The organism is Thiobacter sp. AK1 (genome assembly GCF_039822265.1).
Lineage (GTDB): Bacteria > Pseudomonadota > Gammaproteobacteria > Burkholderiales > Thiobacteraceae > Thiobacter > Thiobacter aerophilum.
Genome location: NZ_JBAJEX010000003.1, coordinates 237941 through 250943 on the forward strand (window position 1 = coordinate 237941; position 13003 = coordinate 250943).

General features: G+C 68.3%; 21 protein-coding genes. 20 read left to right on the top strand and 1 reads right to left on the bottom strand.

The annotated features are described in order from the left end of the window. Positions 1–32 precede the first annotated feature (32 nt). Positions 33–401, bottom strand: coding sequence for a hypothetical protein (locus tag V6E02_RS06015; RefSeq protein WP_347307873.1), 369 nt, complete (start codon positions 399–401; stop codon positions 33–35). Between the two features lie 92 nt (positions 402–493). On the opposite strand from V6E02_RS06015, the gene V6E02_RS06020 reads away from it, so the two are divergent. The 20 genes from V6E02_RS06020 (at position 494) to V6E02_RS06115 (ending at position 12998) form a co-directional block, all read left to right on the top strand. Next, positions 494–967, top strand: a complete 474-nt coding sequence (locus tag V6E02_RS06020; protein WP_347307874.1) for a hypothetical protein — start codon at positions 494–496, stop codon at positions 965–967. Next, a complete protein-coding gene (locus V6E02_RS06025) occupies positions 964–1161 on the top strand; it encodes a hypothetical protein (RefSeq protein ID WP_347307875.1) in 198 nt (65 codons plus the stop codon). The genes V6E02_RS06020 and V6E02_RS06025 overlap by 4 nt, the downstream gene beginning before the upstream one ends. Positions 1162–1223: 62 nt before the next feature. Next, on the top strand, positions 1224–1670 hold the full coding sequence (locus V6E02_RS06030) for a phage protein GemA/Gp16 family protein (RefSeq protein WP_347307876.1): 447 nt from the start codon (positions 1224–1226) through the stop codon (positions 1668–1670). Continuing rightward, a complete protein-coding gene (locus tag V6E02_RS06035) occupies positions 1670–2161 on the top strand; it encodes a hypothetical protein (protein WP_347307877.1) in 492 nt (163 codons plus the stop codon). Before V6E02_RS06030 ends, V6E02_RS06035 begins: the two co-directional genes overlap by 1 nt. Continuing rightward, positions 2154–2516 carry a hypothetical protein gene (locus tag V6E02_RS06040; RefSeq protein WP_347307878.1) on the top strand — a complete coding sequence of 121 codons (363 nt, stop codon included), beginning with the start codon at positions 2154–2156 and terminating at the stop codon, positions 2514–2516. The genes V6E02_RS06035 and V6E02_RS06040 overlap by 8 nt, the downstream gene beginning before the upstream one ends. Before the next feature lie 90 nt (positions 2517–2606). Beyond that, positions 2607–2855: a hypothetical protein gene (locus V6E02_RS06045; protein WP_347307879.1), complete on the top strand. Its 249-nt coding sequence runs from the start codon at positions 2607–2609 to the stop codon at positions 2853–2855. Then, positions 2842–3207 (top strand): Mor transcription activator family protein, encoded by a 366-nt coding sequence (locus V6E02_RS06050; RefSeq protein ID WP_347307880.1) that lies wholly within the window; start codon positions 2842–2844, stop codon positions 3205–3207. The genes V6E02_RS06045 and V6E02_RS06050 overlap by 14 nt, the downstream gene beginning before the upstream one ends. A 59-nt stretch (positions 3208–3266) precedes the next feature. Next, entirely contained in the window at positions 3267–3758 is a 492-nt protein-coding gene (locus V6E02_RS06055) for a lysozyme (RefSeq protein ID WP_347307881.1), read from the top strand. Next, on the top strand, positions 3755–4291 hold the full coding sequence (locus tag V6E02_RS06060) for a hypothetical protein (protein WP_347307882.1): 537 nt from the start codon (positions 3755–3757) through the stop codon (positions 4289–4291). The genes V6E02_RS06055 and V6E02_RS06060 overlap by 4 nt, the downstream gene beginning before the upstream one ends. Then, positions 4281–4592 carry a hypothetical protein gene (locus tag V6E02_RS06065; RefSeq protein WP_347307883.1) on the top strand — a complete coding sequence of 104 codons (312 nt, stop codon included), beginning with the start codon at positions 4281–4283 and terminating at the stop codon, positions 4590–4592. The genes V6E02_RS06060 and V6E02_RS06065 overlap by 11 nt, the downstream gene beginning before the upstream one ends. Continuing rightward, positions 4585–4911 (top strand): cytoplasmic protein, encoded by a 327-nt coding sequence (locus V6E02_RS06070; RefSeq protein ID WP_347307884.1) that lies wholly within the window; start codon positions 4585–4587, stop codon positions 4909–4911. Before V6E02_RS06065 ends, V6E02_RS06070 begins: the two co-directional genes overlap by 8 nt. 82 nt (positions 4912–4993) lie before the next feature. Beyond that, on the top strand, positions 4994–5530 hold the full coding sequence (locus V6E02_RS06075; protein ID WP_347307885.1) for a DUF3486 family protein: 537 nt from the start codon (positions 4994–4996) through the stop codon (positions 5528–5530). Between the two features lie 28 nt (positions 5531–5558). Continuing rightward, positions 5559–5756: a hypothetical protein gene (locus tag V6E02_RS06080; RefSeq protein WP_347307886.1), complete on the top strand. Its 198-nt coding sequence runs from the start codon at positions 5559–5561 to the stop codon at positions 5754–5756. Next, positions 5753–7084: a phage terminase large subunit family protein gene (locus tag V6E02_RS06085; RefSeq protein WP_347307887.1), complete on the top strand. Its 1332-nt coding sequence runs from the start codon at positions 5753–5755 to the stop codon at positions 7082–7084. The genes V6E02_RS06080 and V6E02_RS06085 overlap by 4 nt, the downstream gene beginning before the upstream one ends. Continuing rightward, positions 7084–8649, top strand: coding sequence for a DUF935 domain-containing protein (locus tag V6E02_RS06090; RefSeq protein WP_347307888.1), 1566 nt, complete (start codon positions 7084–7086; stop codon positions 8647–8649). Before V6E02_RS06085 ends, V6E02_RS06090 begins: the two co-directional genes overlap by 1 nt. Continuing rightward, a complete protein-coding gene (locus V6E02_RS06095; RefSeq protein WP_347307889.1) occupies positions 8642–8833 on the top strand; it encodes a hypothetical protein in 192 nt (63 codons plus the stop codon). Before V6E02_RS06090 ends, V6E02_RS06095 begins: the two co-directional genes overlap by 8 nt. Then, entirely contained in the window at positions 8817–10121 is a 1305-nt protein-coding gene (locus V6E02_RS06100) for a PBECR2 nuclease fold domain-containing protein (RefSeq protein ID WP_347307890.1), read from the top strand. The genes V6E02_RS06095 and V6E02_RS06100 overlap by 17 nt, the downstream gene beginning before the upstream one ends. Positions 10122–10324: 203 nt before the next feature. Next, positions 10325–10816 carry a phage virion morphogenesis protein gene (locus tag V6E02_RS06105; protein WP_347307891.1) on the top strand — a complete coding sequence of 164 codons (492 nt, stop codon included), beginning with the start codon at positions 10325–10327 and terminating at the stop codon, positions 10814–10816. A gap of 232 nt (positions 10817–11048) precedes the next feature. Beyond that, positions 11049–12086, top strand: coding sequence for a phage protease (locus V6E02_RS06110; protein ID WP_347307892.1), 1038 nt, complete (start codon positions 11049–11051; stop codon positions 12084–12086). A gap of 6 nt (positions 12087–12092) precedes the next feature. Next, positions 12093–12998 carry a Mu-like prophage major head subunit gpT family protein gene (locus V6E02_RS06115; protein WP_347307893.1) on the top strand — a complete coding sequence of 302 codons (906 nt, stop codon included), beginning with the start codon at positions 12093–12095 and terminating at the stop codon, positions 12996–12998. The last annotated feature ends 5 nt before the right edge of the window (positions 12999–13003 follow it).

Below are 13003 nucleotides of genomic sequence, written 5' to 3' on the forward strand. Positions count from 1 at the left end.
GGGCAGGTGCCGCGTGGCCGCGCGGCGGGTGGTCAGGAATCTTTCTTTGGAGGTGTGTCGTGGCGATTCGAAACGTTGAGTATCTCGTCCATCTTGCGCGCGGTGACGTGCGCGAGTTCGCGGTCAAAACTCAAATCCTGTCTGAGGCGGTCAACGGCCTGGAGGCGCAGCTTGGCCTCGTGGCCATGATGCTTGCGTCCATGCGACGCGAGGAATTCGACTTCCCGGTCGAGATCCTTCGATCGATTGAGCAGCGCATAGAGCAGCGCTACCTTGGGCTCTTGAGCGCTTTTCGTCTCGCAGGCGGAAATGTCCTTCATGAGTTCGTCGATGGCGAACTCGAGTACGGCCATGCGGCTTTCAAGTAAAGCGAGACGCTGCCTGACTTCTTTGTCGTCCATCGGTAAACCATAGCACGAATCCACAAAGGGAAGTGTGAACCAGCAGGGCAAGTGCCGCGTGGCCGCGCGGCTGGCAATCAGGAGTGTGAAAAATGGCAAAAGCAGAAGCGAAGAAGGAAGAATCGAAGGTGAAGGCAGTGGCGGTGCCGGCAGGAGAAAAAATCGACCGAGACGGCGGTGAAATCACGGCGCTAGATGCCGCGACCATCCGGCTGGTGATGCAGGGCTGGGAGCTCAAGAAGCAGATCGACGAGCTCGATGCGCAGATCAAGGCGATCAACGCGCAGCTGATCGAGGCGCACGGGGCGGGCGCGAGCCTGATCGTGCGCGGGGTGTGCCGCGCCAGCATCACCGAGCGCGAGGCGGTGAAGATCAAGGACGCCGAGCGCCTGAAGGCGGTGCTGGGGGATCGATTTGGCGATCTGGTCAAGGTCGAGGTGGCCTACAAGCCAGAGCAGCGGCTGATCGACATGGCATGCGACGGCGACGAGCCGCTGCAACCGGCCATCGGCGCGTGCCTGACGGTGGGCAAGTCTGCTAGCGTGACCTGGAGGGCGGAGAAATGACGGGCCTGGTCGAGCGGATCGAGCGCGGCATGGCCGACTGCGAGGATGCGCTCATCGTGCAGCGGCTCATCGCCGCGCTGGCGAAGATGATGTGCTACGCGCCTCCAGACGTACGCAGGACAGAGGACTATGACGAGTGCGCGATCGCGCTGGCCGACGCGATGGCGCTGCGCCGCCAGCAGAACGACGAGTAACCCGGCCCATGCCCATGCGCGCGCGTGGGCATGCACAGGGTCACTCGATAGATGAGACGACGATGGACGCAAAAACCCGCCGCCGCGTGCTGCTGGGGCTGGCGCACAAGGCCGCCGCGCAGCTGGGCATGGACGAAGACACCCGCCGCGCCGCGCAGATGGCGTTTTGCGGCAAGGCGAGCCTTGCCGACTACAGCGACAGCCAACTGATCGGCTGGTGCTGGGAACTCAAGCGCCGCGGGGCGGAGATTGGCATCCCGGCCCCGCCGCCCAAGGGTGGCAGCGGCTGGGGGCGGCCCACCGAGGCGCAGCTCGCCGAGATCGAGCGGCTGGCGCTGCGCATTGGCTGGAGCGGGCTGGACGACGGCGCGCTGCGCGGCTTTGTGCGGCGCACCTGCGCGGCAGACGATGTGCGCTTCATCACCCGCGGCCAGGCCACTGCCGTCATCAGCGGGCTGCGCCGGTGGCTGGCGCAGCGCCAGCGCCATGCCGGGCAGGAGGTGGCCTGATGCGGCTGCGCTGCCCGGTGTGCCACGCGGAGGCTGCCCTCGAAGCCTGGGCCGAGGACGAGGCCGCGCGCGAGATGATGGCGATTCTGTCCGCATTGGATGCGACGCTGGGCCGCCCGCTGGTGGCGTATCTGGGTCTGTGGCGCTCGGCCAGCCGCGCGCTGGCGTGGGAGCGGGCGGTGCGCATTGCGCGCGAAGTGCTTGCGCTGGAGGCTGATGCGCAGCGGCTGGCTGCGGCGCTGTCGCAGACGGTGGAGCAGCTGCGCGTCAAGCGCGATGCGGGCGATGTGCGGCCTCTCACCGGGCACAACTACTTGAAGCGCGTGCTCGAAGGCATGCCGCAGACGGCAGGCGCGCTCTGCGTCGATGCGCAGCCGCAGCGCAGCGCGGCGACCAGGGTGCAGGCAAAGGCCCATTCGGCAACAGTGGACGGCGTGATGCGGCTGGAGGCGCTCAAGCGCCGCGCGCGTGGGGAGGCCGGGCATGAGTGAGTCTGTACCTGGCTGGCTGCTGGCCGAGGTGGCAGGCGGCATTCAGCGCCTGCTGGTGCTGCGGCTTGACGGCTGCCCGCCGGCGGACGCGGTGGAAGCGATGGCGCTGGCATGGGCAGACGCCCTGCTGGTGCGCGGCGGGGCGTGGGACGAGGCGCTGGATGCACCGCGCATCCGGGCGGCGTTCCGCAGCCTGGCCGCGCATGTGCAGCGTTGGCCCGCGCCGGCGGACATCTGGGCGCACCTGCCCGAGCGGCCCAGGCAGCCAAAGCTTCCGCCGCCGCCGATGAGCGCGGCGCAGCGCGCGCTGGCGCTCGATATGCTTCGCCAATTGCGCGAGAAGCTTTTATCATGATGGGGTTCTGGCATGGCGCGCTGCCATGCCAGAGCATATCGAGGGCGGCAAGGGCTGCGCGTGGCCGCGCGCGCCGGGCAAGGAGCCGCAATGCGTGCCGCACGACTGGACAACTCGCCGCGCCTGCAACGCGTGGCCGAACTGCTCTCCGACGGGCGCTGGTATTCGACGCTGGACATCATCGTCGGCGCGGGCGTGTGCGCCGTCAACTCCTGCGTAGCCGAGCTGCGGGCCAATGGCATCCCAGTGGAATGCCGCCGCGTTGGCAAAGACCGTTTCGAGTACCGCCGTACCGACCTGGCCGCCGATGCGCAAGAGGTGGCGCATGGCGCTGGCTGACACCGCCGAGCTCGAATCGTTGATTGGCCGCGAGGCGCTGGCCGCGCTCATCTCCACCTGCGGCGGGCTGGCGCTGCGCATCCCCAAGAACCCGCCGATGAGCGGGCCGCTGTGCGACCTGCCCCTGCCCGCGCAGCAGGCGCTAGCCTGGCGCTACGGCGGCACCATCCTCTACGTGCCCAAGTGCGACGGCGCAGCCCGCGCCGCGCGCGACGCAGCCATCCGCGCCGCCTACGACGCAGGCGAGCGGGTGCAGGACATCGCCCGGCGATACCGGCTCACCGAGCGCTGGGTGTATGACATTCTGGGGCGGGCAGAGGAGACGCCGCCTGCGCAGGCGGCGTTGTTTTAGCCACTGTCTGAACCGCATCGTGCTGCACGGCAGCGCGCGCGCGGACGATCATGGCGGGGATGAAACCGCCCCGTCTGCCCGCCACGCTGCTGATTGCATCCGCCATCGCGTTGGGCAGCATTGCGCTGCACGAGGGCTATTCCAGCCGCGCCTACGACGACGGCGTGGGCGTGCAGACCGTGGGCTTTGGCTCCACCCGCAAGGAAGACGGCACGCCGGTCAAACCCGGCGATACCGTCACACCGCAGCGCGCCGTCGTCATGCTCGCGCGCGACGCCAACCGCACCGGGCGCGAGATTGCGGCCTGCATCGGCGACGTGCCGCTCTACCAGCACGAGTGGGACGCACTTGTAAGCCTTGCTTACAACATCGGATCGACGGCGTTTTGCAAGTCCACCATCGTCAAGCGCCTGCACCAGACCCCGCCCGACTACGCCGGGGCGTGCGAGGCGATCAAGCTGTGGACCAAGGCCGGCGGGCGCGTGCTGCCCGGGCTGGTCAAGCGCCGCGAGGCCGAGTACCGGATGTGCATGGGGGAGGCCACGCCATGATCCCGCTGCCCATCCTGGCGAGGATCGCGCCCATCGCCCTCGCCGCCGCGGTTGGCGCGGCCATCGGCTACGGCTGGGAGCACCGCGCCCGCGTGGCCGACGTGGCCGCCATGCGCGAGGCCATCGCCCAGCGCGAAGCCGCGGATGCGCAGCAGTTGCGCCGCCGCATCGAGGCCGCCGCCGCAGCGGCAGACGCCGCCATCGCCGAGCGCGACGCCCGCATCGCCGCGCTCGATGCCACCACCCGGAGACTGCGCCATGATCTCAAGACTGCTACCACGGGCCGCGCTTGCCTGTCTGGCACTGCTCGCGGGCTGCTCCAGCAATCCCCCGCTTTCGGACTCAGTCTGCCCACGACCGCCTTCGGCGCTGCTCCAGCCCCTGCCGCCACTGCCGCCGATCCCGGCGAGCATGCCGAAAGCTCAGACGCCGACGTTGCCGGGTGGATCCTCGACGCCGCAAGCCTTTACGAGCAGTGCCGCGCCCGCATCGACGCCATCCGCCAGTGGGACGAGGTGACGCATGGAAGGTGATGTGCTGTTCCTGCAAGGCTGGCCGGTCATCGTCGCCGTCAGCGGTGCGGTGCTGGGCGGGGTGTTTGCCTTGCTGAAGTGGTTTGCCGCGCGGCTGCTGATCGACATCGAGCAGAAGCTCACCCGCATCGACGACGTGGCGCGTGAAGTCGGGCGCGTCGATGCCGAGGTCAAGCGGCTGATCGCCGAGCTGCCGCTGCACTACCAGCGGCGCGACGACGCCATCCGCGAGTACACCGTCATCAATGTCAAGCTCGACCGGCTCTACGAGCTGATCCTGCGGGAGGGAAAACATGAGTGAACGCGACCGCATCGCGGCAAGCATCGACATCCCGCGCGCCGAGCGCGAGGTGCTGCGCTGGACCATCCTGGTCGCGCTGTGGCATGCCCGGCCCTATGGCGCAGAGGAAACCCTGCTGCTGTCGGCCGCCCGCGACGCGATGCTGCGCACCACCGAGGCACAGCTGCGCGCGGAGATGCACAGCCTCAAGCTGCGCGGGCTGATCGACATCCATGACGAGCGCCCGGTGTGGTGGGCGCAACTCACCGCCGAAGGCGAGGCCGTGGTCGAGTACCGCGCCGAGGCCCCGGCTGGTGTGTTCCGGCCGCCGCGGTGGTGAGCATGCACAGCCCCCACGCGCGCATTCGCCCGCTGCCCCCCGAGGGGGCGCATGCCCCCCTTGGGGCGGCCCGGCAGGAGGCATGATGGCCCGCCGCAGCAAGGTCGATACCCTGCCGCCCGCGCTCAAGGCCGAGCTGGAGCGCCTGCTGGCCGACCGCACCCACGGCGGCTATGAGGCGCTGGCGGCGTGGCTCAAGGAGCAGGGGTACGAGATTTCCAAGAGCAGCCTGCACCGCTACGACAAAAGCCATGTGCAGGTGGTGATGGATCGCATCCGCGCCAGTGCCGAAGCCGCGCGGCTGATTGTTCAGGTCGCGCCGGACGAGGCTGACGAGCACTCCGCCGCCGTGCTGCGCATGGTGCAGAGCGCCCTGTTCGACGCCATGAGCCGGGTGACCGCAGCCGCCGAGGCCGCCGACCCCGCCGAGCAGGTCAAGGTGCTCTCCCAGGCCGCCCGCGCCATCGCCGAGGCCAGCCGGGCGTCCATTGGACAAAAGCGCTGGGCGGACGAGGTGCGCGCGAAACTCGACGAGGTGGAGCGCGTCGCACGCAATGCGGGCAAGACGCTGGACGCCGAGACGCTCAGGACGATCCGGGAGGGGTTGTATGGGGGGTGATGCCAGTGTCGACCGGCTACGCGGCTTGATGCGTGATGCAGAGTGCGTCATCGCATCTGGCGGCAGTTACGTGAACATCGTCTCGACACCGCGCGCGATGCGCGCCATGGGGCTACGTGGCAAGATCGTGTGCGAGCATTTTGATGGCCGGCGCGCCTACAGTGTGCTGGCGCACCGCGTCATCGAGCGGGTCTTAGGGGTGCTGGCCGAGTTAGAGCGCAAATGAGCCAGCCCATTCTCTACCCCTACCAGCGCCGCTATCTGGCCGACTCCGCCCGCTTCAAGGCCGGGATGTGGAGCCGCCAGACCGGAAAGACCTTCACGACCACGCTGGAGGCGGTGCTCGACGTGCTCGAGGCCGAGGCCGAGGGCCGGGCGAGCCGGTGGACGATTCTGTCGGTTTCCCGCGACCGGGCGCTCGATGCCATGGACAACGGCGTGAAGCTGCACCTGCGCGCCATCGGCGCGGCGTTCGAGGCGATGGACGTGCCCTTCGCTGCCGACGAACTCGCGCACATGGTGCGCATCGGCAGCCGGGGCAGCTACATCCGGGCGGTGGCGAGCAAGCCGTCCACCGCGCGCGGCATGAGTGACAACCTCATCCTCGACGAGTTCGCGCATCACCAGGACAATCGCGCGATCTGGACGGCGCTGCTGCCGGTCGTCTCCCGGCCTGATCTCAAGCTAAGGGTGATTTCCACGCCGAATGGCAGAGGCGACAAGTTCTACGAGATCATGACCAGCCCGGACGGGCTGTTTTCCCGCCATGTGGTCACGATCTACGACGCCGTGGCCGACGGCCTGCCGCGCAACATCGAGGAGTTGCGCCGCGCCATGGCCGACCCCATCGCCTGGGCGCAGGAGTTCGAGTGCCAGTTCGTCGATGAGGCCACCGCCTGGCTGCCGTATGAGCTGATCGACGCTTGCGAGGATGCCGCCTGCCCGGGCGAGTACCAGGGCGGACCGGTGTATGTTGGCATGGACTTCGCCGCGCGCGGCGACCTGACCGTGATTGCCGTGCTGGAGCAAGTGGGCGATGTGCTGTGGCTGCGCGAGCTGCTCGAATTGCGTGCGAAGAGCTTCGCCGTGCAGCTGGCCGAGCTTGACCGGGTGATGCGCAAGTACCGCGTCATCCGCGCCGCGCTCGACCAGACCGGCCTTGGCGAAATGCCGGTGCAGGAAGCGCAGCGCCGCCACGGGGCCTACCGGGTGGAGGGGGTGCTGTTCTCTCCCGCGAGGAAGCTCGACATGGCCACCGCGCTGAAAGAGCGCATGGAAGACCGCAGGCTGCGCCTGCCGGTGGGCAACGCTGCGCTTCGCGCCGATCTGCACAGCGTGCAGCGGGTGGCCGGGCCGAATGGAGCCCCGCGTCTGGTGGCCGAGCGCACCGAGGCCGGGCACGCCGACCGCTTCTGGGCGCTGGCGCTGGCGGCTTCTGCCGCCGCAGGCGAGCGGCTGGCTTACGGATATGAAGCCGTGGCGCGCCGCCGCTGGGCGGGCGGGCTGGATGTGGGCGCGGACGACCTGCCGCGCGACAAGTGGGAGGGCTACTGATGGACAAGACTACGCTCAAGACCGAATTCGCCGCCCCGGCGCTCACCGGCCTGCGGCAGGCGTGGACATGGCGTCCGCTGGCCAGCCTTACGCCCGCGCAGGTGGCCGAGGTGCTGCGCCGCGCCAGCATGGGCGATGCGCACGACTTTCTGATCGCCGCCGCCGACATCGAGGAAAAAGACCTGCACTACCGGGCCGTGCTGCAAACCCGCAAGCTCGCCGTGGCTGGCCTGCCGTGGGACGTGCAACCGGCGGACGAGAGCCGAGCGGCCCGCAAGGCCGCCGATCTGGCGCGGCAGGCGCTGGAGGCGCTCGACCTGCCGGAGCTTGCGGTGCAGCTGCTTGATGCGCTATCCAAGGGCTATGCCGTGGCGGAAATTCTCTGGGACACCGACGGCCCGCAGTGGCTGCCAGCGGCCATCGTGCCGCGCGAGGCGCACTGGTTCCGCTTCGACCGCGAGAGCGGGCGCAGCCTGCGGCTTTTCGATGGCAGCGCGGACGGCGCGGAGCTTCCGCCCTATAAATTCATCGTCCACACCCCGCGCATTGTGGCGGGCATTCCGCTGCTTGGTGGGCTGGCGCGCTCGGCCCTGTGGGCCTGGGTGTTCAAGTCCTACGCCCTGCGCGACTGGGCCGCCTTTGCCGAACTCTACGGCCAGCCCATCCGCATCGGCAAGTATGAGCAGGGGGCCACGCGCGAGGACATTGCCGTGCTCAAACGCGCGGTGTTCGAGCTGGGCTCGGATGCCGGGGCGGTCATCCCGGCAGGCATGGCGCTGGAGATTGTGGAGAGCGGAAGCAAGTCGGCATCCGCCGACCTCTACCAGCGCCTGATCGAATACCTCGACCGGCAGGTCAGCAAGGCCGTGCTGGGGCAGACGCTCACCACCGACCAGGGATCGAGCGGAAGCCTCGCCCAGGCGAAGGTGCATGACGAAGTGCGCGCCGACCTGATGCGCGCGGATGCGCGCGCGCTCGCTGCCACGCTCACTCGCGACCTGATTGCGCCGCTGGTGCGCCTCAACCTGCCCGACGCGCCGATGCCGCGCCTGCAGCTCATGGTGGAAGAACCGGAGGACATGGCCGCGCTGGCCGAGCAGCTCGCCAAGCTCGTGCCGCTGGGCATGCCGGTGCCGCAGGCGTGGATACGGGAGAAGTGGGGCATCCCCGAGGCCGCGCCGGGCGAGCCGGTGCTGGGGCAGGCTGGCGAACCCTTGGCGAACCCATTGGCGAACCCCGGCGAAACTGCGGGTTCGCCAGCGCCGCAGGCCGCATCCCGTCGCATGCAATCCGCGCACGCCGCGCAGGACGAGGCCGACCCCACGCCCATCACCGCCATGTCCGACCAGATGGAGGCCGAGACCGAACCGGCATGGTCGGACATCATGGCGCGCATCAAGGCAATCGTGGACAGCGCCGAGAGCCTGCCCGCGCTGCGCGATGCGCTGCTCGCGGCCTATGGCGACCTGCCCACCGACGATCTGGCCGAGGTGATGGCCATGGGCATGGCCGCCGCGCACCTAGCCGGGCGATTTGACGTGCAGCAGGAGGCCACCGGTGGATGAAGCCGACATCACCGCTGCGCGGCTGGAAGCCGAGATGGCGCGGCTTTTGACGCTGCGCCGCGCCGCCGGGCCAGAGCCGACCGGCGCGTGCCTGTGGTGCGGCGAGCCGGTCGAAAAGCCTCTGCGCTGGTGCTCGGTGGAGTGCCGCGACGACTGGGAGCGCGCCCATGCCCAACGCCGCTGATCCGAAACTCGCCGCCGTGCTGCGGCGGCCCTTTGCCGAGCAGGTGGCCTTCTTCCGTGCCAAGCTGGGCAACCTGGTGCCCACGGCCAAGTGGGACGACCTCTGGAAAAGCCAGCACGACCGCGCCTTCATGGTGGCTGGCGCGGGCAAAGCCGACCTGCTTGCAGACCTTGCCGCCGCTGTGGACAAGGCCATCCACGAGGGCGAGACGCTGCAAGCCTTCCGCGCGCGGTTTCTGGACATCATCCGCAAGCGCGGCTGGGTGGGGTTCACCGGGGATGACCGGCGCGACCCGTCAGACCCCACCGACAAGGGCGGCAAAGGGCTGGCCTGGCGCACGCGGGTGATTTACGAGACCAACCTTGCCACCAGCTACGCCGCCGGGCGGCTGGCGCAGCTCAAGGAAGCCGGGTTCACGCACTGGATTTACCGCCATTCGGACGCCGTGCTGCACCCGCGCCCGCAGCATCTGGCGTGGAACGGCCTGACGTTGCCTGCCGATCATCCGTTTTGGCAGAGCCACTACCCGCCCAATGGCTGGGGGTGCCGCTGCCGCGTGGTCGGTGCCTTCGGCCCGCGCACGGCCCGCGCGCTGGGCGGCAATCCCGACTACACCGAGCCGCCCGCCGGGTGGGATGCCATCGACCCCAAGACCGGCGAGCCGCCGGGGATCGATAAGGGGTGGGGGTATCAGCCGGGGGGGGCATGGCGACCGTGGGATGCGAACGCCTTTACGCCGGAGTGCGGCGCGGCGTCAGCGCATGGCAAGTCGGCCCGGTGTATACGCGCCGTGGAAGGTCAGCGCACGTTCGAGGATTTTTCGCGCCCGCGCATTCGTGACATTGCCGAATCGTTGCGCAGCGAAGCGCCGTTGCTACTGCCGAAGGCCGCCAACAGGCAGGATGCGCTGGAGCAAATGGCGAGCGCATTGGGCGTGTCCATCGAGCAGCCGCGACGATGGATTGAGACGGACATTCCGGTGCCGTCATTGTCGATGATTTTGGTCGTGCGCGATTATTTGGCGCATATGATCGAAAAAGACCGTGATGCGCGTGAGCGTTACGCCAACTTCATCATGCCAACGCTCATGCGCCCGTTCGAGGCGTGGGCCACCTTGTATGACGATGGCGCGATCAGGCCAAGGCTCATCAGCCTGTTTCGTGGAAAGCGCCAGATCGCCGTGATCCTTCGGATCAACCGGGATGGCAGTCTGTTCTACAACGTGATGAACGCAGACGACAGGCGTATCGACGACTTCCGGGTCGGCGAGCTGCTGTATGGGAAATAACCGCCGTCGCTTCCGCAGACATCCCCGTGCCAGGATGGGTGAAGCCTCGCTAACTCCGGGCGTCTGGTCCTGTCCAGCCCGGTTTCGCTCACGACGGCGGCATCTCAGTATAGCCTACCCCGCCAGCGCGGCAAACCGCGCGGCCTCCTTCGCCCGCACGGCTGCCAGCTGGCCGCGGTCAGCCGCTACGAGGAGACGACCACATGCTCATCATCACCATCGATGACCGCGAAGTCACTGAAGCCCTCGCGCGCCTCTCCAGCCGCGTCTCCGACATGCTGCCCGCCATGCACCAGATCGGCCAGGCGCTGATGGAGGGCAGCCGCGAGCGCATCGCGCAGGGGCGCGACTGGACGGGCGCGACCTTCGCGCCCAACAGCCCGGTCACACTCTCGCGCAAGAAGGGCAGCCGGCCGCTGATCGACCGCGGCAACCTGATGAGCAGCCGCCTGCACTACCAGGCCAGCCGCGATGCCGTGGTGGTGGGATCGAGCGCCATCCAGGCCGCCGTGCTCCAGTTCGGCGCGAAGAAGGGGCAGTTCGGCCAAACCAGGCGCGGCGGCAAGATTCCCTGGAGCGACATCCCGGCGCGGCGCTTTTTGCCGGTTACCGAATCCGGCCAGCTCGACCCGGCGGCGAAAAGCCTGATTCTGGACACCATCACCCGCTATCTATCCGACCTCGACGGGCGCTGAAAAACATCTGGCGCGTTTTAAGGCCCGTAGAGCGATTTTTTCTCCGAGTGGCTACCCCAATATAGGCAGACCGGAAATAACGCAACAGCGGGCCGAGTGAATGGGTGTAAACGGGGGGTTTGTCGTCCTCCCAGACCCAGCTTGGACGCCCACCCGAAAAATCCACCCCAGTCTGGGATTCTGAAGCCCTTCCGGCTACAAGCGACCGCCGCTTCTGCCCATCATGCGCGGCATGACGTACAGCCATCCAAGTCTTGCCGCCGATCACGCCGCCGCGCAGCGCGGGCAGGCCCTGGCGCGCGATGCGTTTTCCGTCGAACTCCAGCCAGCCGCCGACGCCCCTGATGGGGCGCTTACCCCGCCGGAGTGGGTGCACCTCATTCCGGCGGGGACTTTTTCCGGGCGGGACGGACGCGGGCCGTACCGGCTGGATGCGCGGGCCGTGCTCGATGCCTTTGCCGCGCACGGGGCCGACCTGCCGGTGGACTACGACCACCAGAGCCTGGAGGCCGAGGCCAAGGCCGGCCCGGTGCCCGCTGCCGGGTGGATCAAGGAACTCTCCGCACGCGAAGACGGCATCTGGGCGCGGGTGGAGTGGACGCCAGCCGCCGCGCAGCACCTGACTAATAAAGAGTACCGCTACCTCTCACCGGTGTTCCGCTACGACCGAAAAACCGGCCGCGTCGTCGCCCTGGACGGCGCTGGACTGACCCACAACCCCAACCTGTATCTCAAGGCCGCTGCCTCACGAAAGGAGACCCACGCCGTGGAAGACGACATCCTCGAACGCCTCATTGTCATGCTCAACCTGCCGGTGACGGCCACTGCCGACGACGTGGCCGCCGAGCTGCAAAAGCTCATCGACCGCCTGACTGCCGCCGAGGCCGCCGCGCAGGCGGCACAGAGCCGCCAGCCCGACCCCGCCGAATACGTGCCGGTCGCCATGCACCGCCAGGTGGCCGAGCAGCTCGCTGCCTTGCAGGCCGAGGTCGCCCGCCGCGATGCCGAGGCCGCCGTGAGCGAGGCCATGAGCGCGCGCAAAATCGCCCCCGCGCTCAAGGACTGGGCGCTGGCCTACGCCAGCCGCGACCTGGAGGGCTTCAAAGCCTTCGTTGCCGCCGCCCCGGAGATCGTGCCCGAGGGCGAGCTGCGTCGCACGCAATCTGCGCACGCCGCGCTGCTGACCGACGAAGACCGGCTGGCAGCGAAGCTGCTGGGCATCGACGAAGCGGCCTTTGCCGCGCACAAGCAAACCTTGATCAAGGAGTAACCACACATGGCCATCATCACCCCCGCCCTCATCGCCAGTCTGCGCACCGGGTTTTCCAAGGCGTTCCAGGATTCCCTGACCGCCACGCCCACCGACTGGGCCAAGGTCGCCACCAAAGTCCCGTCTTCGTCCGCCTCCAACACCTACGGCTGGCTCGGTCAGTGGCCGGGTTTTCGCGAATGGGTGGGCGACCGCGTGGTCAAGGACATGGCCGCGCAGGCGTACCAGATCCAGAACAAGCTGTTCGAGTCCACCGTGGCGGTCAAGCGCACCGACATCGAGGACGACAACGTGGGCATCTACACGCCCATGTTTTCCGAGCAGGGCCGCGCCGCAGCCGCCTTCCCCGACCAACTGGTGTTCCAGCTGCTGGCCGCTGGTGAGACCACCCTGTGCTACGACGGGCAGAATTTCTTCGACACCGACCACCCGGTCTACCCGAACGTGGACGGCACGGGCACGGCGACGCTCGTCTCCAACCTGCAAGCGGGCACGGGCACGCCGTGGTATCTGCTCGATACCAGCCGCGCGCTCAAGCCGCTGATCTTCCAGGAACGCACCACCCCCGAGCTGGAAGCTATGACCGCCACCAACGACGAAGGCGTGTTCATGCGCGACGAATACCGCTACGGCATCCGCTACCGCTGCAATGCGGGCTTCGGCTTCTGGCAGATGGCTTATAAGAGCAAGGCCGCGCTCGACGCCACCAACTTCAACGCCGCGCTCGCCGCCATGCAAAGCCTCAAGGCCGACGGCGGCCGCCCGCTGGGCATCACACCCACGGTGCTGGTGGTGCCGCCCACCCTGCGCGCTGCGGCCATCGAGCTGGTGAAGAACGAGCGCCTGGCCAATGGCGCGAGCAACCCCAACTTCGGCGTGGTCGACCTGATCGTCTCGCCGTGGCTGGCCTGATCGGG